Genomic DNA, 19921 nt, shown 5'->3' with positions numbered 1-19921 from the left:
CAACACCGCTACAGCACGAAGTATGACGGGTAAATTTTGATAGGAAAAAACCAGTGCTAGACCGTATAAAAGTTTGTTTCACTGAAAGTATTCAAACTCAAATAGCAGCTGCTGAAGCGCTGCCGGATGCTATATCCAGAGCTGCAATGATGATGGTTCAATCATTGCTAAATGGTAACAAAATTTTATGTTGTGGTAATGGTGCTTCTGCTGCCACAGCACAACGTTTCGCCGCGAGTATGATCCACCGTTTCGAAACTGAACGTCCTAGCCTGCCTGCATTGGCACTTAATACCGATAATGCTGTATTAACCGCTATCTCAGGCAGCAAACAACCGTCCGAAATTTATGCTAAACAAGTTAGGGCATTGGGGCAGCATGGTGATGTTCTAATGGCAATATCTACTCATGGTAATAGCAGTGATATAATTAAAGCTGTTGAAGCGGCGGTAACGCGAGATATGACCATTGTCGCTCTCACTGGCTATGACGGTGGAGAGCTCGCAGGGTTACTTGGCCCACAAGATGTTGAAATTAGGATCCCATCTCAAAGAAGTGTTCGTATCCAAGAAGTTCATTTACTTACTGTAAATTGTCTGTGCGACCTCATAGATAATACCCTTTTCCCTCATCAGGACGATTAAGGAGACAAAATGCGATTAATACCAGTTTTTGCCATAATCATGAGTACTATTCTTTTACAAGGTTGTATTGGTGCTGCTGTTGTCGGCTCTGCTGCTGTTGCAACGAAAAGCGCTACAGATCCTCGCACAGTTGGTCAGCAAGTTGACGATGGCACCTTAGAAGCACGTGTTAGTGGACAACTTAATAAAGATAAGGAAATAACAGGTAAAGCACGCATTATCGCGACTGCGTATAAAGGAAATGTGTTATTAACGGGGCAAAGCCCTGACATGGCTTGGGCTGAGCGTGCGAAACAAATCGCCTCGAATGTTGAAGGAACTACTGCTGTTTATAATGAGGTTCGTAGTGGTGAACCTGTTGATTTAGGCACAGCCTCAAAAGACACTTGGTTAACAACCAAAGTAAAATCCAAAATTCTTGCCAGTGACAGTGTTAAATCGGGCAGTGTAAAAGTCATCACAGAAAATGGTGAAGTCTTTTTATTGGGGGTATTAACAAGGCAAGAAGGTGATGCAGCAGCAAAAATTGCGAGCGAAACAGACGGTGTTCGCCGAGTAACCACAGCATTCACTTATCTCAATTAATCATAAACAATAATATATTGGTATAAAAATAAAAGCCATGAGTTAAAAACCATGGCTTTTATCTTATTCCGAAGCCAATTGGTTTATTTTCAGAAAATTCTTACCGCCTAATAAGCGCATCTGATTCAAGATCCACGCTTGCCTTTTTAAAACATAAGAAGAGGGTGATTTTACGCTATACCTATGAGGATTAGGTAAAACTGCTGCTAATAATGCAGCTTCATTCATTGTAAGCTTGCTAGCAGGCTTATTAAAGAATTTATTTGCAGCCTCTTCCACCCCAAAAACCCCCTCTCCGAACTCAGCAACATTCAAATAAACAGTGAGTATTCTTTTTTTAGACCAGAAGAGCTCCATAACTGGAGTCATTGCTGTTTCAAACCCCTTTCTTATCCAGCTTCTTCCATCCCATAACCATACGTTTTTTACAGTTTGTTGAGAAATGGTAGATGCCCCTCTGACTGACTGTTTATTGATCATATTATGTTGATAAGCCCTCTCAATTGCATCAAGATCAAAACCCCAGTGATGAGGGAAATTTTGATCTTCAGCGGCAATTACAGCCAAATAAACATACGGAGAAATACGATTTTCATCTACCCATTTAGAATGAGATACATAAGAAAAGTTTAAGTTTAACCATGCGGTAATTTGTCTTTCTGCCATTACTGCTGAAAATGGCACTGGTACATATTTAAAAAGAATGACGGAAAAAAGCCACACCACAAGTAATGAAATTGTGATCTTCTTTAACCAGTGCCACAATCTAGAAACAAAAGTTAGCATTTAAATAATCACGCCATTTCCAATACTTTCTTAACGAGCTTGTTAATACCTATATTTGCTTCAGAAATTGATTGAGCCAGCATATAAGCAGGTGTTGTAACAACTCGATTAACCTCATCAACTACAATGTCATCTACAGTACATTTGACGTGCTTCCCTCCCATGCTCTCTATCTGAGCAATCGTTTCACTATCATCACCAATAGTTAGTTCTACTGATGTATTTAACATTTTAGGAAGCATGACAGGAGCAATACACATCAGCCCTAGCGGCTTTTTCTGCTGATGCATTTCTCGTACTAAACTTAATAGTTCTTTATTAATTTCACACTCACTTCCTTTAACTGCGAAATTACATAAGTTTTTTGCAGCACCAAAACCACCAGGAATTATGAGGGCATCTAGCTTTGATGCATCAGCTGACGACAAAGGCGATATTTTCCCACGAGTAATACGAGAAGATTCTTCTAATTGGTTACGTTTCTCTGATTTTTCTTCACCAGTTATATGATTAATAACAGTAGGTTGATTATCATCAGGAGCGAAAAAATGAACTTCAGCATTATTTTGACTCAAAGCCAACATAGTTAATACAGACTCATGGATCTCGCTTCCATCAAAAACACCACAGCCACTTAAAATAACCGCAATTGATTTCATATCTTCCTCCATTTGTAGTAAATTATCTCTCAAGCGCTAAAGGGTAGAAACATCAATCTTCATCACAGATTTTAATGAATCTTGTAACAGATTCGCTAAATTTTGGTATCTTGATGTTGCCCTTTACGGTGATATACCTAATTTAATGATTTGCCAAGAACAAAAAATACATGCAGATCAACGATTTCCCTGGTGTTGGCGCAGTATTCGCGCACCCCAACTTCGGTTGGGGTTATTTTTTTGTACGCTCATCAACCCAGTTTCTTAAAGTTTCTATATCTGCTTTCCAGTCTTGTTTTAATTCATCAACCCATTCCTGAACATTATCCCACCATGCTGGTAAATCAGGAGATTGAATTTGCTGTGCGATTTTCTGTAAATTCTTTAAACCAACAGAGCCAGCGGCACCTTTAATTTTATGGGCCTCTTCAACAATACCTTTTTGGTCCTTAGCCACCATATTCGAATCAAGAATAGCTAAATAACCCGGCAACATTTTTTCAAAAACATCTAACCCATCATAAATCAGTTTGGGGCCGACTAATTCAATGTATTGCTCTAACATGTCACAATCTAATATAGACTCATCAACTTGTGATGTGACATCGCGGTTTTCAACTTCCTCATTTTGGGAAGTATGCTCCCCCCAAAATTGTTCTATAACTTGAGTTAAAGCAGGAACCGACAACGGTTTACTCAATACGCCATCCATTCCCGCATCAAAATATTCTTTTTTATCCTTAAGGACATTTGCCGTTAAGGCTATTAATGGCGGTAAATCTTCTTTGTCATACTGTTGTTTAAGCTGCCTAGAAATATCTAAACCTGTCATATCTGGTAATTGAATGTCTAATAACACTAAATCATATTCACCGGGAGCAAACATTGCTAATGCATCTTTACCATTCATCGCTACATCAACTGTATTGCCAAGGTTTTCTAATACAGAACACGCAACAACAACATTGAGTTCAATGTCTTCCACTAATAAAATATGCAAGGCTGGTAGTGGGTAATCATCATCACTGTCTTGATGTTCAGCGACTTCTTCTTCAACCACAGGCGCTGTAATTGATAAAGTAAAAGTAGAACCTTGGCCTATTTCACTCTCAACCTGTATGTCGCCCCCCATATTTTGTGCTAACCGACGTGATACAGAAAGACCAATCCCCGTCCCTGTTGCAGGTTTACCACCAGCAGAATCTGTTACTTGATAGTACATCGCAAAGATTTTATCTAACTCATCCTGAGGTATGCCAATACCACTGTCTTTTACCCTAAAAAAGATTTTGTTTTCAGGCTCTTGCCAAATACTTACTTTGACCTCACCTTGTTGCGTGAACTTAACCGCATTCCCAATTAAATTCCATAATACCTGCCGTAAACGCGTCCCATCAGTTAACACCGTTTTTGGCAAAGTAGGTGCCACATCCATAACAAATTTAAGCCCTTTGGGCTGAACTAATAACCCACTTAGATTCTCTAAATCATTCACAAACTCAGGTAATGCGACGGGTTGGTTATCTAGTTGGACTTTACGACGCTCAATTTTATCCATCTCAATGACATCATTAAAAATATTCCCTAATGTCACTGCACTGACATGAATCGTTTTTAAATAGCTAGATTGTTCTGAAGTTAAATTCGTATCGAGTAAAATACGACTAAGACCAACGATGCCATTAAGCGGCGTACGAAGCTCGTGGCTTATCGTTGAGATAAAGGTAGTCTTTTCCCTGCTCGCGTTCTCTAACGCCTCCTGGTAGCGTTTACGCTCTGTTATATCGCGACCAAAGCCCATAAGGCCATGTCGTTTACCTACTCGGTCATAAAATGGGACTTTTCGTAACTCAAAACAGGCTTTTCTGCCATCAGGGTAAACCAGCCACTGTTCATAAGTGAGGGAAACATTATGGCGGAAAACTTTTTCATCGGTCTCCATTACTTTAGACGCAATTTCGACATCATAAATATCTAGAGGTGTTAACCCAACTAAGTGTTTTTCACTTTTACCAGTCAACAGTTCCATTGCTCTGTTACAACCTGAAAACTCGTTATTTTCGTTGCGGTAATAAACTAAATCCGGTGATGCATCAAGGAATGAGCGCAGCAACACCGATTGTTGTTCAAGTTCAACCTGTGTTTGCTCTCGATATTTCATTTCTTGTTTGAGTTGTTCAAGCAGTTCCAAGTGCGCTCTTTCAGCTTTTTCGCGCTCTTGTATTTCAAGATTTAGTTGCTCAATATTGCCATGTAATTGAATGTTTAATTCCGCATCGCGCTTACGCATGACTTCAAGTTTATCGACCATGCGCGACAAACGTTGCCGCGACTCTTCTAACTGCTCAACAACAACCGAAAGAAAATAAACCGCTAAAGGGGTAATGATTAAGCCAAAGAAAATCGACCCGACCATATCGAGGCTATCAACATGCCCTCGCAAAAAGATTGTCACGGCCATCTGCATTATCATGGCAAGAACAACCAGCGCGGATGCTAGTAATAGTGAAAACCGCACCAGCCCTAGTTTCATCATCAAATCGACATAGTATTGCGCAAGGCCGCGAAGTACTTTCATAACCACCCCTTAGTTAAATTCTCTTTGAATCATATATCAAACAGGACAGTTTCGGATGTTTATTAATACAAAATGTCGATCCTGCTCATTCAATAGCCATTTTTTATTATTAATGATAAATAACAATCAGGAATTTTCTTTGCTTCTACTCGGGTAAAAACTCATTCTGAGTAAATCTTAATCACAATCAATTGAAAAACAAAATATTAATGCTGTTTATCTTTAAATATGGGCGATAAACTTAAAAGAAAACGCCAAGTTTTACCAAGTGAAATCAGACAAAGTTCATTAAGGAACACCATGAATTCTAACAGTTTCAACCTACAACGCCGCGAGCCACACAAAAAAGCACTGGCAACCCGTAAAATAGAGTTTGTTGAAATTTATGAACCTGATAACGTTTCTGATATTCAACAACAATCAAGTCGTTGTCTGTCTTGTGGTAGCCCTTTTTGTGAATGGAAGTGCCCTTTACATAACCCAATCTCTAGTTGGCTTAAACTTGCAGCTGAAGGGCGTATCATTGAAGCCGCTGAATTGTCCCATCACACCAATAGTTTACCCGAAATATGTGGCCGTGTTTGCCCCCAAGATAAGTTATGCGAAGTCGCTTGTGTACTACATGACGACCATGGTGCAGTGACTATTGGCCACATTGAACGCTATATTAATGATACTGCCTTTGCATTAGGCTGGCGCCCCGACCTTTCTCATGTTTCTCCAGTCAATAAGCGTGTTGCTATTATTGGGGCTGGCCCCGCTGGGCTAGCTTGTGCCGATGTTCTTGTTCGTAATGGTGTCGAGGCTATCGTTTTTGATAAACATCCCGAGATTGGGGGACTACTGACATTTGGTATCCCAGCATTTAAGTTAGAAAAACACGTTATGATGCAGCGACATGAAATTTTGGCAGAAATGGGGGTACAGTTTCAGCTTAATACTGAAATAGGTGTTGACCTCTCGTTAGATGCGCTTCTTAGCACCTATGACGCTATTTTTATTGCTACAGGTGCCTATCAGTCAATTAAAGGGAACCTCTCAACTGAATCAATTCAAGGCGTGTATGAGGCTCTGCCCTATTTAATCGCGAATACCCGTCATTTAATGACACTACCTGCATCTACAGACCAACCCTACATTGATTTACATAAAAAACGCGTGGTTGTTTTAGGTGGGGGGGATACCGCGATGGATTGCACTCGGAGTGCTATTCGTCAAGGCGCTGCACAGGTTAATTGTGTCTATCGTAGAGATAAAGCAAGCATGCCCGGGTCGCAAAAAGAAATAACGAATGCATTAGACGAAGGTGTTCAATTTTATTTTAATACCCAAGCGACCAAAGTAGCCACCAATGAAAATGGTCAGATTACTGGCATTTATGCTTCTCGAACCCAAAAAGGTGAACTCAAAGATGGGCGTTATCAAGTAGAACTCATTGAAAATTCAAATACTTTTATCGAAGCTGATGTGGTTATTGTTGCTTTTGGTTTTCACCCATATACTCAATCTTGGTTAGCAGAGCAAGATGTTAAGCATAATCAGCACGGTCATATCTTAGCTAGTCATCATACGGGTTTTCCATACCAAACATCCAATCAAAAGATATTTGCAGGGGGAGATGCCATTAGGGGTTCTGACCTTGTAGTCACTGCGATTGCTGATGGCCGCGGAGCAGCTGAAGGAATTTTGCTTTTTCTCGGTGTTTAATTACCGAATAATACTTTAAAAAAAAGAAAAACAGAGGGATTATCCCCTCTGTTGATCGTTATTACTTGATTTCTAAAGTAATGAAAACTGATAAGCCTGTTATTTGACAACTCTTAGTGCAGGTCTACCTTTCGGAGGCCTAGGTGGCTCATCACCTGATGGTTCTTGCGAACTTTCATCAGGAAGGTCAGCTTCATGAACTAAAGTAATATTATCTTCTGGTTCTTCAATATCTTCGACCCCTGAGGATAACTCTGCATCATAAGCAGTCTCAGGTTCAAACATCATACCAGCCCCATTTTCACGTGCATATACCGCCATAATTGCTGACATTGGAACATACACTTGACGCGGCACACCACCAAAACGGGCATTGAAACGCACTTCTTCGTTGGTGATTTCGAAATTACCGACGGCTCGAGGCGCTACATTCAAAACAATTTGCCCATCCCGAGCAAACTCCATAGGAACGTTTACATCGGGAACGGTGACATCAACCACCAAATGCGGAGTCATATCGTTATCAAGTAACCACTCGTAGTGGGCACGTAACAAATAAGGACGACGTGGTGACATTGGTGTCATTTCCATCATTTTTAGCCTCTTCTAATAGGCTGTCTAGACTCGCGCATTTCTTTTTCAGCATCCGTCAATGACGCGCTGAATCCGTCACGGTCAAAAACGCGATCCATATAAAAATGTAAGTATTTGCTGATTGATGGGTTAATTTCAATACCGAGTACAGGTAAGCGCCACAGCAATGGAGCCAAATAGCAATCGACGATGCTAAATTCTTCGCTCATGAAGAAGTCCATTTCAGCAAAAACAGGAGAAACTGCGATCAGCTCTTCAGATAATTGACGGCGAGCATTTGCAGCTTCTTGTGCCGTGCCTTTCTCAATTTTGTCCATCAATGAATACCAGTCATTTTTAATGCGATACATTAATTGACGGCTTGTACCACGTGCAACAGGATAAACAGGCATTAATGGTGGATGAGGAAAACGCTCATCAAGGTATTCCATGATAATATGTGGGTCATAAAGCGTTAGATCACGATCAACCAACGTTGGAACGCTATGGTATGGGTTGAGGTCAATCAAATCTTTATGTTGCTGACCAGGTTCAACATATTCAATTTGAACACTAACTCCTTTTTCAGCCAGAACAATACGTACCTGATGGCTAAAAATGTCAGTTGGGCTAGAGAACAATGTCATTACCGAACGTTTATTAGGAGCGACAGCCATTAAAACCTCCAAAATACAAAATGGACGAAATGTAATTAAGTATTTAATTACCGATTACCCATTTTAAAATCCCCAGTGTCCGTCTTTCATTTATCCATACTGAAAGCCAACACAACCCTCCCGCACAATAAAGGCGAGAAATCCGAAATAAAAAACAGGCACATATTCTAACAGATTTTGTACAGCTTAGGGGGGAAGCATCGAAAAAATCATAAGTATATTTCAATGACAGGTTAAATCACAAAAAAAATAGTTTTATTAACTAAAAATATACTTATATATGGATTTAAATCCTTGGAGTTGAGTCCATACTTTGGTTATTTAATAATAAATAAATGAACTAAATAACACCCAACTAATAATAATTTTAAATTCTAAACTAAATAATTCTTTTTTCTACAAATTATATCAATTTCTTTTTAATCGCTATATTTAATCAAGTATTACCAATATTAATTAATCAAAAACAACAGACAATAAAAAACCCGCCATAAAGGCGGGTTTTTTCATTAATTTCATGCCCAAAGGGCAATAAATTAACGTTTGGAGAACTGCGGACGACGACGTGCTTTGCGCAGACCCACTTTTTTACGTTCAACAGAACGCGCATCACGGGTAACAAAACCAGCTTTACGCAGATCAGAACGAAGAGTCTCGTCGTAAGCCATCAGTGCACGTGTAATACCGTGACGGATTGCGCCTGCTTGACCTGAAATACCACCACCTTTAACAGTGATGTACAGATCCAGTTTTTCTAACATTTCAACCAGCTCTAACGGCTGACGAACAACCATGCGCGCAGTTTCGCGACCAAAGTATTGTTCCAGTGTACGTTGATTGATTGTGATGTTACCGCTACCCGGCTTAATAAAGACACGAGCAGATGAGCTTTTGCGGCGACCAGTGCCGTAGTATTGATTTTCAGCCATTGCTATAATCCCGATTAAATGTCAAGAACTTGCGGTTGTTGAGCCGCGTGGTTGTGCTCATTACCTGCGTAAACTTTCAGTTTACGGTACATTGCACGACCCAGAGGTCCTTTTGGCAACATGCCTTTAACCGCGATTTCAAGCACACGCTCAGGACTGCGAGCAATCATTTCTTCGAAAGTTGCTTGCTTGATTCCACCTACATGGCCAGTGTGGCGATAGTAGATTTTGTCTTCGCGTTTATTGCCGGTAACAGCAATTTTCTCTGCATTCAGAACGATGATGTAATCACCAGTATCCACGTGCGGAGTGTATTCCGCTTTATGCTTACCGCGTAAACGGCTAGCAATTTCAGTTGCAAGACGGCCTAAAGTTTTGCCATCTGCATCAACAACATACCAGTCGCGTTTTACGGTCTCTGGTTTAGCTGTAAAAGTTTTCATTAAAACTTACCCAATATTGAAGTTACACGTTGGTGAACACTCATGTTCATAAGCTTTCTGAGGTTCACACGACTCTTTGTCCAGTAAACCTACCCCTTCGAGCAGCCTAACTGGCATTAATGCATTATTTTTTGGGAAATAAAAAACAATGCTGTAACGTGGGGTCGCAAGATTATAGAGAAGTCAGCAACAAAAATCGACCCCAAATGCATTTTTTTTACGTTTATTCGAATAAACACCCTAATTTGTACTTAAATTGTGCATTCCAAGGCGTTTGCTCGATAAAATACCAATGGTTTATCGACTTAAGGGTTTGTCCACTTAAGCCAAATGTGGGATTTTAAGGTATTCTTCACTTTGCATTTCTTGTAAACGGGACAAACAACGTTGGTATTCAAACGCCAGTAATTGCCCTTGATAAAGCGATTCCATCGGTACTGCTGCATTAATAATTAATTTAACTTTACGCTCATAAAACTCATCAATTAAGGCCAAAAACCTGCGAGCGGAGTTTTCATCGTTCGTACCCATGGCGGGTACATTATATAACAAGATAGTATGGTAACAGTTCGATAAATAGATATAGTCGTTTTGGCTACGAGGCTCTTCGCAAAGCACCTTAAACTCTATTGCTAAAACCCCTTCCGCGGTACGGATCGCCTGCATTTTGCGGTGATTAACTTCTAACACCGGTGATTGTTCACCTTGCTTCCCGGCCAATTTAACAAAAATGTCATCCAAATGTTGACGATTTTCACTATTAATTGGCGACAAGAATAGGTGAGCTTGAGTTAGAGTCCGTAAGCGATAGTCAATCCCTGCATCGACGTTCATTACATCGCAATACTTTTTAATTTGCTCGATCGCAGGTAAAAAACGAGCACGCTGCAAACCATTACGATACAAATCATCAGGAATAATATTCGAGGTAGCCACTAACGTTATACCCCGAGCAAATAACCCCTCAAGTAAAGTACCTAAAATCATTGCATCAGTAATATCAGAGACAAAAAACTCATCAAAGCACAACACGTCAGTGTGTTTTTTAAACTCATCGGCAATAATATCTAACGGGTTTTCTTGCCCCTGTAACGCCATTAAATCTTCTTGTACTTTTTTCATAAAACGATGAAAATGCAAACGAAGTTTACGTGTTCCTGGTAAACTTTCGTAAAACATATCCATTAGCCATGTTTTTCCACGGCCCACTCCCCCCCACATATATAACCCTTGTACAGGCACTATCGATGTAGTCGGAGCTTTGCCTAATAAGCGGCTAAAACGTTGCTTTAAACCAGAAGGTTTTTCACTAGGAACAATTGAAGGTGCATTAACGAGGTTCTGATAAATTTTATCTAGGCGTTCGACAGCAAGCTTTTGTACGTCATCAGGCTGATAATTCCCATCAGCTAACGCTTGTTGATAACGCATTGTAGGGCTCATTGGTGACATTAACTGAATAATCCTTAAAAATTTCGGTTTTTTTACCGTTATTTGATATACACTGCCTTTATTATAACCAGATTCAGTTATCATTTAACTTTCGGTTAACGAATCGATATAGAGTAAGGAAATTCAACTTAAGATTCTACCTTTAAGTTCTGAATAACTTTAGTTTAGCTAGTTCAAGTTTTGTGGGTTTTCTCATCACTTAATTGTCAAATTACAATATGTTGAAATGCTTTACTTGACGCTTACATGCAACTTGAATTATTTAAGGTATAGTAACGGTAACGACACTTAATTTCTGCGAACATTGAATCTGTGAACATTGAAGTAATGAAGGAGTCAGCATGACCTGGGAGTATGCATTAATAGGATTAATTGTTGGTTTTATCATCGGCGCACTAGTTGTCCGTTATGGTAACCCAAAACTTCGCCAACAAAAAACAGCGCAAGCTGAGTTAGACAAAAAAAGCACTGAACTTGAAGAGTACCGTAAAGAGCTTGTTAGCCATTTTGCTCGCAGCGCAGAACTATTGGATAAAATGGCGCGTGACTACCGTCAACTGTATCAACACATGGCACAAAGTTCGTCTGAATTGATGCCTGATATGCCTGCACAAGATAACCCATTTAACTATCGCTTAACGGAATCTGAGGCAGATAACGACCAAGCACCAGTTAAAATGCCACCAAGAGATTACTCTGATGGCGCATCAGGCTTGTTCCGCCCTCTTGAAGAGAAAGAAAAGTAATTTTCTTCGTTTATCACCAGTAAGTGCCACTTACTGGTGATTTCTTATAACATTCACTGAATTTTATTATTCCACCTGTATCTTCTGCTTTTAAATACTCATTTAATAAATCTGAACAAAATTTCCATCTAAATGTAACTTAATGATTTATTTAGCAACTGTATAGAAGTTAAAGTTTCACTTAAGTTGCATGTAAATAGATGTAAAAGAATGGATATTCGCTACCCGTAAAGGGAACTTTTGCGCATAATCTATAGTCATAGTCTTCAGTAAAATTGAATCTGATACCAACCAATATCTCAACTCATTGTGTTACTCCCAAAAATGTATCCACAGTGAATTGATAATTATTTTTGAGAGAATCGACTAAATTATGAAAAGAAAAAACTTTTTTCTTACCGCTGTAGCAATGAGCCTAGGGTTATCATTAGCCGCTATTCCTGCCGTTAGCAGTGCAGCATTACCCGCTTCATTACCCGTAACAGCACAAAGTCAAAATTTACCAAGCCTAGCCCCAATGCTTGAAAAAGTATTACCCGCAGTGGTCAATATTCATGTATCAGGGACTCGTGTACAAAATCAACAAATCCCTGAAGAGCTAAAATTCTTTTTTGGCCCAAATGTTCCATCACAACAACAAAGCGTACGCCCATTTGAAGGGCTTGGTTCCGGTGTAATTATTGATGCAGAACAAGGGTATATTTTAACTAATAACCATGTAATTGATGGTGCGGACAAAATTCAAATCCAATTAAATGATGGCCGTGAAATCGCGGTAAAATTGATTGGTAAAGACCCACAAACAGATATCGCATTACTGAAAATCACGAATAACAAAGATATTAAAAACTTAACGGCTGTTAGCATTGCAGATTCAGATAAACTACGTGTTGGTGATTTTGCTGTCGCAGTTGGTAACCCATTTGGGTTAGGCCAAACGGCAACTTCAGGGATTATCTCAGCATTAGGTCGTAGTGGATTAAATCTTGAAGGTTTGGAAAACTTTATCCAAACAGATGCCTCAATTAACCGTGGTAACTCAGGTGGTGCATTAGTTAACCTAAATGGTGAGCTAATCGGTATTAATACTGCAATATTAGCCCCTGGTGGCGGTAATATCGGTATCGGTTTTGCTATCCCAAGTAATATGGCTAAAAACCTAAGTGAACAACTGATTAAACATGGGGAAGTTAAACGCGGTATTTTAGGAATTAAAGGTACGGAGATGAACTCCGATATCGCAAAAGCATTTAACATTGATGCACAACGCGGTGCCTTTGTAAGTGAAGTTATTCCTAAATCATCTGCTGCTAAAGCGGGTATTAAATCTGGTGACGTCTTAGTCTCAGTTGATGGTAAACGTATTAACAGTTTCGCTGAGTTGAGAGCTAAAATTGGTACTAGCCAAATAGGTAAAGAAATTACCATTGGCTTAATCCGCTCTGGTAAACCAATTGATGTCAAAGTGGTATTAGAGAACGATGAAGGTACGGCAACTAAAGCAGAAAAACTAAGTGAATCCTTATTAGGTGCAACTATTTCTAATGCAATTATCAGTAATACCAAAGGTGTCCAAGTAGATAGCGTGGCTCCAAAATCACCTGCGGCTGCAATTGGCCTAATGAAAGGTGACTTAATCTTTGGTGTCAATGACTCACGTGTGGAGACCATTGACCAATTCCGTAAAATTATTGACGGTAAGCCACCAGTGCTAGCAATGAAAGTATTGCGTGATGGGGAAACCTTGTATCTATTAATGAAAAATTAATTTATTAAACTCCATCTTAAAATCAATAAAACAGGTACAGTATCACTCTGCTGTGCCTGTTTTTTTATGTTATGCTCAAGGGTACGTTGAAAAAATAACTGAATGTTCGATATTTTATGGTTAAGAAGCTAACTTTATCCGTCATGCTTGGCCTGTTAACTGCATTGATTATTATCGTTGCGGTTCCTTCGTTGCGTCCTCAAGGCTTAGCTGACTTACTGTATGGTAAAACAAATAGCGAACCCGTCAGTTATAATAAAGCTGTGCGCCGTGCGGCTCCAGCTGTAGTGTATGTGTATAGTAGTTCCAAGGGCAGTTTTTCCCAATCTGGTCGTGAACTAAAATCTCTCGGTTCTGGCGTAATCATGAGCCCAAATGGCTATATCATTACGAATAAACATGTTGTTGATAACCCAGACCAAATCCTTGTAGCCTTACAAGATGGCGCTATCTTTGATGCCTTGTTAGTCGGTTCGGATTCATTAACTGACCTCGCTGTGCTTAAGATAGACGCAGACAACCTGCCTGTAATCCCCATTAACACCAAGCGTGTTACCCATGTTGGTGACGTCGTTCTTGCTATTGGTAACCCCTATAATATTGGTCAAACCGTCACCCAAGGTATTATTAGCGCAACTGGCCGTGTAGGGCTAAGCTCAACACGCCGACAAAACTTCCTACAAACTGATGCTTCAATTAATTCAGGTAACTCAGGTGGTGCATTAATCAATACTGAAGGGGAATTAGTTGGTATTAACACGCTTTCATTTACCGCAGGCCAAGGTATTAGCTCTGAAGGGCTAAGTTTTGCTATTCCAACGGCACTAGCGACTAAAATCATGGATAAACTAATCCGTGATGGTCGGGTGATCCGTGGTTACATTGGGATCACCGCCCGCGAACTACCACAAATTAGGTCAAACAATAATAATATCAATCAAATACAAGGTTTACGTGTTTTCCAAGTGGCTCCGAATGGGCCTGCCGCCAAAGCGGGGATTTTGCAAGGTGATATTGTTTTATCCGTTGATGGTAAGCCTGCCATTTCTGCGGCAGAAACCATGGATTTAGTGGCTGAAATTCGCCCCGGAAGTAAAGCCGCAGTACAAATATTACGGGATGGCGAAGTCAAAAATATTGATGTTATTATTGAGGAAATCCCTGAAGGCCAAGCGGGTTAATTTATTCATTCTCTTTGTAATAAAAAAGGTTGTTCCATTCGAAGAACAACCTTTTTTTGGGTTTAACTAAGTCAATAGGTTTACTACCGACCTGTGCTAACAATATGACTAATCGTCAGAATGTACTCGCTGAATATCAGCACCTAAACCACGTAATTTATCTTCAATGTGCTCATAGCCGCGGTCAATATGGTAGATACGGTCAACCGTCGTAGTCCCCTCGGCTATACAACCCGCAATAACTAAACTTGCTGAAGCGCGTAAATCTGTTGCCATCACTTGGGCGCTGGTCAGTTTTTCAACGCCATGACACAACACAGTATTACTTTCAATTTCAGCATGAGCGCCCATTCGGATCAACTCTGGAATATGCATGAAACGGTTTTCAAAAATCGTTTCGGTGATCATCCCTACACCATCAGCAACAAGGTTGAGCAAACTAAATTGTGCCTGCATATCCGTTGGGAAACCTGGGTGTGGTGCTGTACGTAAAGTAACTGCTTTCGGGCGTTTACCTTCCATATCTAAGCTAATCCAGTCATCCCCTAATTCGATTTTCGCACCAGCTTCACGTAATTTAGCTAATACAGCATCAAGTGTATCTGGGCGTGCATTACGACAAATCACTTTCCCACGAGAAACTGCGGCGGCGATTAAAAATGTCCCTGTTTCGATACGATCAGGTAGAACTTGGTAGACACCGCCACCTAAGCGCTTAACCCCCTCAATCACAATACGGTCAGTACCTGCACCTGTAATTTTGGCACCAAGGGTATTAAGAAAATTAGCAGTATCTTCAATTTCTGGCTCACGAGCCGCATTTTCAATCGTTGTCGTACCTTCAGCCAACGTTGCTGCTGTCATAATAGAAACAGTCGCACCCACACTGACTTTGTCCATCACAATGCATGCGCCTTTCAAACGGCCGTCTACTGTTGCTTTTACATAACCATCTTCTAGAACAATATTTGCGCCTAATTGTTCTAAACCAGAGATATGTAAATCAACAGGGCGCGCACCGATAGCACAACCACCTGGTAAAGAAACTTCACCATGACCAAAACGCGCGACTAATGGTGCCAATGCCCAAATAGAAGCACGCATCGTTTTAACCAAATCATAAGGTGCACAATAAGTTGTCACAGTGCTGGCATCGACATACACAGAACCATTACGCTTAACTTTCGTACCAAGCTGATTCAGTAATTTAATGGTGGTATCAATGTCCCTTAAATGAGGGACATTCTGAATTTCTACTGGCTCTTCAGCCAATAAAGCAGCGAACAAGATTGGTAATGCCGCATTTTTTGCGCCAGATATAGTCACCTCACCCTCTAACCGGGTTGGCCCTTTAACTAAAAACTTATCCATTCAAGTGTTCTCGTATGTCGAATTTTACAGGCTGTTCGCTTAGGCTTTGAAATCAAAGACCACTAAGTTTACGATCGCGCTCCCATTGCGCAGGGGTGTACGCTTTAATTGATAAAGCATGAATGCGGTTATCCGCAATATACTCCATCAAAGGCGCATAAATTGCTTGCTGTTGCTTAACACGGCTCATGCCGTCAAACATGTCACCGACGGCAATAACCTGAAAGTGGCTGCCATCACCAGTAACAATAGCCTCATCCAGAGACAGCTTATCCATCAATACTTGCTTAATTTCGTTGGTATCCATAATGACTCAATTTTATTAATTATTTGTGATTTATAATATTACCCTAACTCACCATGTTTCGTTGCCTATATCAAAACATCGTAATCGGAGCAGTCAAGGCAAGACCCTATCCTAAAGGATTAAGCTTAACACTTAAACCAAAGAAAACGCCTCTCGAGCTGAAAAGCACATAGAGGCGCTTATTTTTACATAACTTGACTTAGTTTAGGACATTTAACCTAACTCGCAATCACCGTTTGAACCCCATATAGTTCAATCAATGTTTTCAAGTTCTCACTAATACCAGTAATACTCAGCGAGCGGTTCTTAGCTTGGAACTCGCCTTTTAAACGAACTAGCATCGCAAGACCTGCAGAGTCAACATGTGTTAAACCGGATACATTGATATTACCTATGCTTTCTAGTAATACCGTCTTTTTATCCCAAAACACCATTAAAGAATCGCGGTCTAACGTCCCCGTTAGATGCAATGTCATTTCTGTTTGTTCCCATGCTAACGGGTGGCTCATATTACTTTTTCTCTTCTAAAGTAATCGGGGCTTTTGCGCTAGCTTCTAACTGTTTTGTTAGGCCATCAACGCCTTGCTTACGTAAAATATCACCCCATTCATTTTGTTTGGTGGTGATCATGCTCACGCCTTCTGCAATCATGTCGTACGCTTGCCAGTAACCTGTTTTACTATTTTTACGCCATTGGAAATCTAGACGTACAGGTGGGCGACCATTGGTGTCAACGATTGTTACACGGATAGCAACAATGTTTTTATCCCCGATAGGTTGCTCTGGTGCAATCTGATAAGTTTGCCCATGATACATCGCTAATGCCTGGCCATAAACCTGTTCTAGATAAGCTTCGAATGCTTTGAAGTAAGCTTCACGCTGCGCTGGGGTTGCACCTTTATAGTAGGTGCCTAACACTAAAGCGCCCGCATATTTAATTTGAACATAAGGCAAAAGCTCTTCACGAACAATCGTTCTTAAATACTCAGGATCTTGCTTAATTTTCGGCTGTTCTGCTTTTAATCGATTAAAAGTTTTCGCTGCCGCTTCATCCATTAATTTATAAGGGTTGGTTTGGTCTACCGCCATAGCAAATGGAGCAATAACAAGCATGGCAACCATCATTAAACGTTTAAACATAATTAATTCCTTACTATTCAAAGAGAGCTTCAAATTACTCTGTCGCAGGCTCTGTACCTTGACTATCACCACTCTTATACAAGAACTGTCCGATGAGATCCTCTAGCACCATGGCAGGCTTAGTGTCTTCTAGACGCCCGCCATTTTTCAATATTGCAATACCTAACTCTTCATCATCTGGGCCAATATTCATTGCGATATATTGCTCCCCTAGTAACCCAGAAGTACGAATTGAAAGTGAGCTAGAGTCAGGAATATTGTCGTACTCGCTCAATAAATCAATTTTAACTTCGGGAATATAGTTTTTTTTGTCTAAAGTGATACTGGCAACTCGACCAATAACCACCCCACCGACTTTAATTGGTGAGCCTTCTTTTAAACCTCCAATGTTTTCAAAAGAGGCAGAGATTTGGTAGGTAGATTGGCTCCCAATCGACTTCAAATCAGCAACTTTTAAACACAAAAAAATGATTGCGGCTATCGCCAGCAACATAAAACAACCCACCCATATTTCACTTTTTTTACTTTGCATGACTTAGTTCCCAAACATCAGTGCGGTAAGTACGAAATCCAGTCCTAAAACAGACAATGATGCATGCACAACGGTTCGTGTTGTTGCTTGACTTATCCCTTCAGAAGTGGGGATTGCATCATAGCCATTAAATAGCGCTATCCAAGTTACTGTTAAAGCAAAAACTAAGCTTTTAATCACACAGTTAACCAAATCTAGCCGCCAATCAATTGAGGATTGCATTGACGCCCAGAAAAAACCTTCATCGATACCCTTCCAATCAACCCCAACCAATGCGCCGCCTAAGATACCGACAGCAACAAAAATCAGTGATAACAATGGCATACTAATAAAGCCAGCCCAAAAACGCGGAGCAATGACTCGCCTTAAAGGGTCAACTGCCATCATTTCAAGGCTAGAGATTTGTTCAGTTGCTTTCATTAGACCAATTTCGGCCGTTAATGCTGACCCTGCCCGCCCAGCAAATAATAGAGCTGTCACAACAGGACCAAGTTCACGTAATAGGGAAAGCGCCACCATCATCCCTAAGCTTGCCTCTGCACTAAATGTTGTCAGGACAAGGTAACCTTGTAACCCAAGAACCATTCCAATAAACAAACCTGAAACAGCAACTATCAGTAAAGACTGTACGCCAATGGCATACAATTGTTTCATCAATAATGGCCACTGTTTACGAAACTCTGGTTTGCCAAGTAAAGCGCGAAACAGCATATAACCAGCTCGACCAAACGCAGAAAAAATATCAATCCATCGGCGTCCGAAGGCTGCGATCGCCTTTATTATCATCTTATTTTACCCTAATAAATCAGCCAGATAATCATTGGCGGGAAAACGGAATGGTACCGGACCATCGGCAATACCATCAAGGAATTGCCGCACACGGGGATCTCGATTTTCACGTAATTCATCCCCTGAGCCATGTGCAATAACATGCTGCTGCGCAACAATATATGCTTTATCAGCGATGCTCAACACTTCTGGAACATCATGGGATACAACGACACATGTTACCCCAAGTGCTTGATTAAGCTCATCGATCAGTTTGACTAAAACCCCCATTGTTATCGGGTCTTGCCCCACAAAAGGTTCATCAAACATAATTAAATCAGGATCAAGAGCAATTGCCCGAGCTAAAGCCGCACGTCGCGCCATACCACCAGATAACTCAGACGGCATTAGCTTTGCTGCGCCACGTAACCCGACGGCTTCTAATTTCATCATTACCGTAGTATGAATCAAAGATTCCGATAAATTAGTATGTTCACGCAGTGGAAAAGCGACGTTATTAAATACGTCCATATCCGTAAATAAAGCACCTGACTGGAATAACATGCTCATTTTTTTACGTGATTGGTACAGCTTTGAACGTGACAAACTAGGAATGTTGTCACCATCAAACCAAATTTCACCTTCATTTGGTCTTAATTGACCACCAATCAAGCGCAGCAGTGTGGTTTTACCGATCCCTGATGGCCCCATAATCGCCGTAATTTTCCCACGAGGAACTGTTAGGTTAATATTTTCAAATATTTTCCGACTTCCTCGAGTAAAGGACATGTTCCGAACTTCAATTAAGTTGTCTGTCTGTGCTTGCATTGTTAAATAACTCGTTATACATCGTGCTTGAATATTTTTTATCCGTTCAGATGTTACCGAAAGATAAACTGAAAATCGTCAAATATCACAACCAAATAGAATTTATAGTATTATAGCGTCGAAAATGTGACTTTTAGTGTTACAACTGTATATTTATATAAATGAAACAGGCTATAAACAATAGTATTTACTTATAATCAGTAAAAATTATCAGTAAAAACAGCAGACAGCTCTTAGAATTCCGTAA

The 19921-nt window shown here is 40.3% G+C and carries 21 protein-coding genes; 6 read left to right on the top strand and 15 right to left on the bottom strand.

Annotated features, from left to right (window positions below):
- Nucleotides 1-53 precede the first annotated feature (53 nt).
- Nucleotides 54-644, top strand: a complete 591-nt coding sequence (diaA, locus tag ACPEH5_RS10325) for a DnaA initiator-associating protein DiaA (protein ID WP_004908326.1) — start codon at nucleotides 54-56, stop codon at nucleotides 642-644.
- A 9-nt stretch (nucleotides 645-653) separates the two neighbouring features.
- Complete coding sequence (gene dolP / locus ACPEH5_RS10320; protein WP_042846198.1) at nucleotides 654-1229, top strand: division/outer membrane stress-associated lipid-binding lipoprotein; 576 nt, start codon at nucleotides 654-656, stop codon at nucleotides 1227-1229.
- 63 nt (nucleotides 1230-1292) lie between these two features.
- Here dolP and mtgA read toward each other — a convergent pair whose 3' ends face one another.
- The 3 genes from mtgA to arcB form a co-directional block, all read right to left on the bottom strand.
- Nucleotides 1293-2015 (bottom strand): monofunctional biosynthetic peptidoglycan transglycosylase, encoded by a 723-nt coding sequence (gene mtgA, locus ACPEH5_RS10315; RefSeq protein ID WP_071548612.1) that lies wholly within the window; start codon nucleotides 2013-2015, stop codon nucleotides 1293-1295.
- 8 nt (nucleotides 2016-2023) lie between these two features.
- Nucleotides 2024-2674, bottom strand: coding sequence for an isoprenoid biosynthesis glyoxalase ElbB (gene elbB / locus ACPEH5_RS10310; protein WP_048606189.1), 651 nt, complete (start codon nucleotides 2672-2674; stop codon nucleotides 2024-2026).
- 232 nt (nucleotides 2675-2906) lie between these two features.
- A complete protein-coding gene (gene arcB / locus ACPEH5_RS10305; protein ID WP_042846202.1) occupies nucleotides 2907-5252 on the bottom strand; it encodes an aerobic respiration two-component sensor histidine kinase ArcB in 2346 nt (781 codons plus the stop codon).
- Nucleotides 5253-5552: 300 nt separating this feature from the next.
- On the opposite strand from arcB, the gene ACPEH5_RS10300 reads away from it, so the two are divergent.
- Nucleotides 5553-6959 carry an FAD-dependent oxidoreductase gene (locus tag ACPEH5_RS10300; protein ID WP_206226749.1) on the top strand — a complete coding sequence of 469 codons (1407 nt, stop codon included), beginning with the start codon at nucleotides 5553-5555 and terminating at the stop codon, nucleotides 6957-6959.
- Between the two features lie 99 nt (nucleotides 6960-7058).
- Here the strand turns inward: ACPEH5_RS10300 and sspB are convergent, their stop codons facing one another.
- From sspB to zapE, 5 genes are all read right to left on the bottom strand, one after another.
- Nucleotides 7059-7550 (bottom strand): ClpXP protease specificity-enhancing factor, encoded by a 492-nt coding sequence (sspB, locus tag ACPEH5_RS10295; RefSeq protein ID WP_042846406.1) that lies wholly within the window; start codon nucleotides 7548-7550, stop codon nucleotides 7059-7061.
- A gap of 5 nt (nucleotides 7551-7555) precedes the next feature.
- Nucleotides 7556-8209 carry a stringent starvation protein SspA gene (sspA, locus tag ACPEH5_RS10290; RefSeq protein ID WP_042846204.1) on the bottom strand — a complete coding sequence of 218 codons (654 nt, stop codon included), beginning with the start codon at nucleotides 8207-8209 and terminating at the stop codon, nucleotides 7556-7558.
- A 536-nt stretch (nucleotides 8210-8745) separates the two neighbouring features.
- Nucleotides 8746-9138, bottom strand: a complete 393-nt coding sequence (rpsI, locus tag ACPEH5_RS10285) for a 30S ribosomal protein S9 (protein WP_004258235.1) — start codon at nucleotides 9136-9138, stop codon at nucleotides 8746-8748.
- A gap of 14 nt (nucleotides 9139-9152) precedes the next feature.
- Nucleotides 9153-9581 carry a 50S ribosomal protein L13 gene (gene rplM / locus ACPEH5_RS10280; RefSeq protein ID WP_004258237.1) on the bottom strand — a complete coding sequence of 143 codons (429 nt, stop codon included), beginning with the start codon at nucleotides 9579-9581 and terminating at the stop codon, nucleotides 9153-9155.
- A gap of 321 nt (nucleotides 9582-9902) precedes the next feature.
- The gene (gene zapE / locus ACPEH5_RS10275) at nucleotides 9903-11033 is read right to left on the bottom strand and encodes a cell division protein ZapE (RefSeq protein ID WP_131680149.1); all 1131 of its coding nucleotides are present in this window, start codon (nucleotides 11031-11033) and stop codon (nucleotides 9903-9905) included.
- A gap of 341 nt (nucleotides 11034-11374) precedes the next feature.
- Here zapE and zapG point away from each other — a divergent pair, with 341 nt between their 5' ends.
- The 3 genes from zapG (at nucleotide 11375) to degS (ending at nucleotide 14728) form a co-directional block, all read left to right on the top strand.
- Complete coding sequence (gene zapG, locus ACPEH5_RS10270; RefSeq protein WP_042846206.1) at nucleotides 11375-11779, top strand: Z-ring associated protein ZapG; 405 nt, start codon at nucleotides 11375-11377, stop codon at nucleotides 11777-11779.
- Nucleotides 11780-12152: 373 nt separating this feature from the next.
- On the top strand, nucleotides 12153-13547 hold the full coding sequence (locus ACPEH5_RS10265; RefSeq protein WP_042846207.1) for a Do family serine endopeptidase: 1395 nt from the start codon (nucleotides 12153-12155) through the stop codon (nucleotides 13545-13547).
- A gap of 116 nt (nucleotides 13548-13663) precedes the next feature.
- Nucleotides 13664-14728, top strand: a complete 1065-nt coding sequence (degS, locus tag ACPEH5_RS10260; RefSeq protein WP_042846208.1) for an outer membrane-stress sensor serine endopeptidase DegS — start codon at nucleotides 13664-13666, stop codon at nucleotides 14726-14728.
- Between the two features lie 108 nt (nucleotides 14729-14836).
- Here the strand turns inward: degS and murA are convergent, their stop codons facing one another.
- The 7 genes from murA to mlaF all read right to left on the bottom strand — a co-directional run bounded on the left by murA (nucleotide 14837) and on the right by mlaF (nucleotide 19674).
- Complete coding sequence (murA, locus tag ACPEH5_RS10255; RefSeq protein ID WP_281110765.1) at nucleotides 14837-16099, bottom strand: UDP-N-acetylglucosamine 1-carboxyvinyltransferase; 1263 nt, start codon at nucleotides 16097-16099, stop codon at nucleotides 14837-14839.
- Between the two features lie 52 nt (nucleotides 16100-16151).
- Entirely contained in the window at nucleotides 16152-16406 is a 255-nt protein-coding gene (ibaG, locus tag ACPEH5_RS10250; protein WP_042846210.1) for a BolA family iron metabolism protein IbaG, read from the bottom strand.
- A 218-nt stretch (nucleotides 16407-16624) separates the two neighbouring features.
- On the bottom strand, nucleotides 16625-16915 hold the full coding sequence (gene mlaB, locus ACPEH5_RS10245) for a lipid asymmetry maintenance protein MlaB (protein ID WP_042846211.1): 291 nt from the start codon (nucleotides 16913-16915) through the stop codon (nucleotides 16625-16627).
- A 1-nt stretch (nucleotide 16916) separates the two neighbouring features.
- Nucleotides 16917-17546, bottom strand: a complete 630-nt coding sequence (gene mlaC / locus ACPEH5_RS10240; protein WP_042846213.1) for a phospholipid-binding protein MlaC — start codon at nucleotides 17544-17546, stop codon at nucleotides 16917-16919.
- Between the two features lie 34 nt (nucleotides 17547-17580).
- On the bottom strand, nucleotides 17581-18078 hold the full coding sequence (gene mlaD, locus ACPEH5_RS10235; RefSeq protein ID WP_042846214.1) for an outer membrane lipid asymmetry maintenance protein MlaD: 498 nt from the start codon (nucleotides 18076-18078) through the stop codon (nucleotides 17581-17583).
- Nucleotides 18079-18081: 3 nt separating this feature from the next.
- Nucleotides 18082-18864 carry a lipid asymmetry maintenance ABC transporter permease subunit MlaE gene (mlaE, locus tag ACPEH5_RS10230; protein WP_042846216.1) on the bottom strand — a complete coding sequence of 261 codons (783 nt, stop codon included), beginning with the start codon at nucleotides 18862-18864 and terminating at the stop codon, nucleotides 18082-18084.
- A 6-nt stretch (nucleotides 18865-18870) separates the two neighbouring features.
- On the bottom strand, nucleotides 18871-19674 hold the full coding sequence (gene mlaF / locus ACPEH5_RS10225) for a phospholipid ABC transporter ATP-binding protein MlaF (protein WP_042846218.1): 804 nt from the start codon (nucleotides 19672-19674) through the stop codon (nucleotides 18871-18873).
- Between the last annotated feature and the right edge of the window lie 247 nt (nucleotides 19675-19921).

This window comes from Providencia sp. NPDC089933, assembly GCF_049545585.1.
Taxonomy (GTDB): Bacteria; Pseudomonadota; Gammaproteobacteria; order Enterobacterales; family Enterobacteriaceae; genus Providencia; species Providencia huashanensis.
The sequence above is the reverse complement of the archived record's forward strand: the minus strand, read 5'-3'. Positions and strand labels throughout refer to the sequence as shown.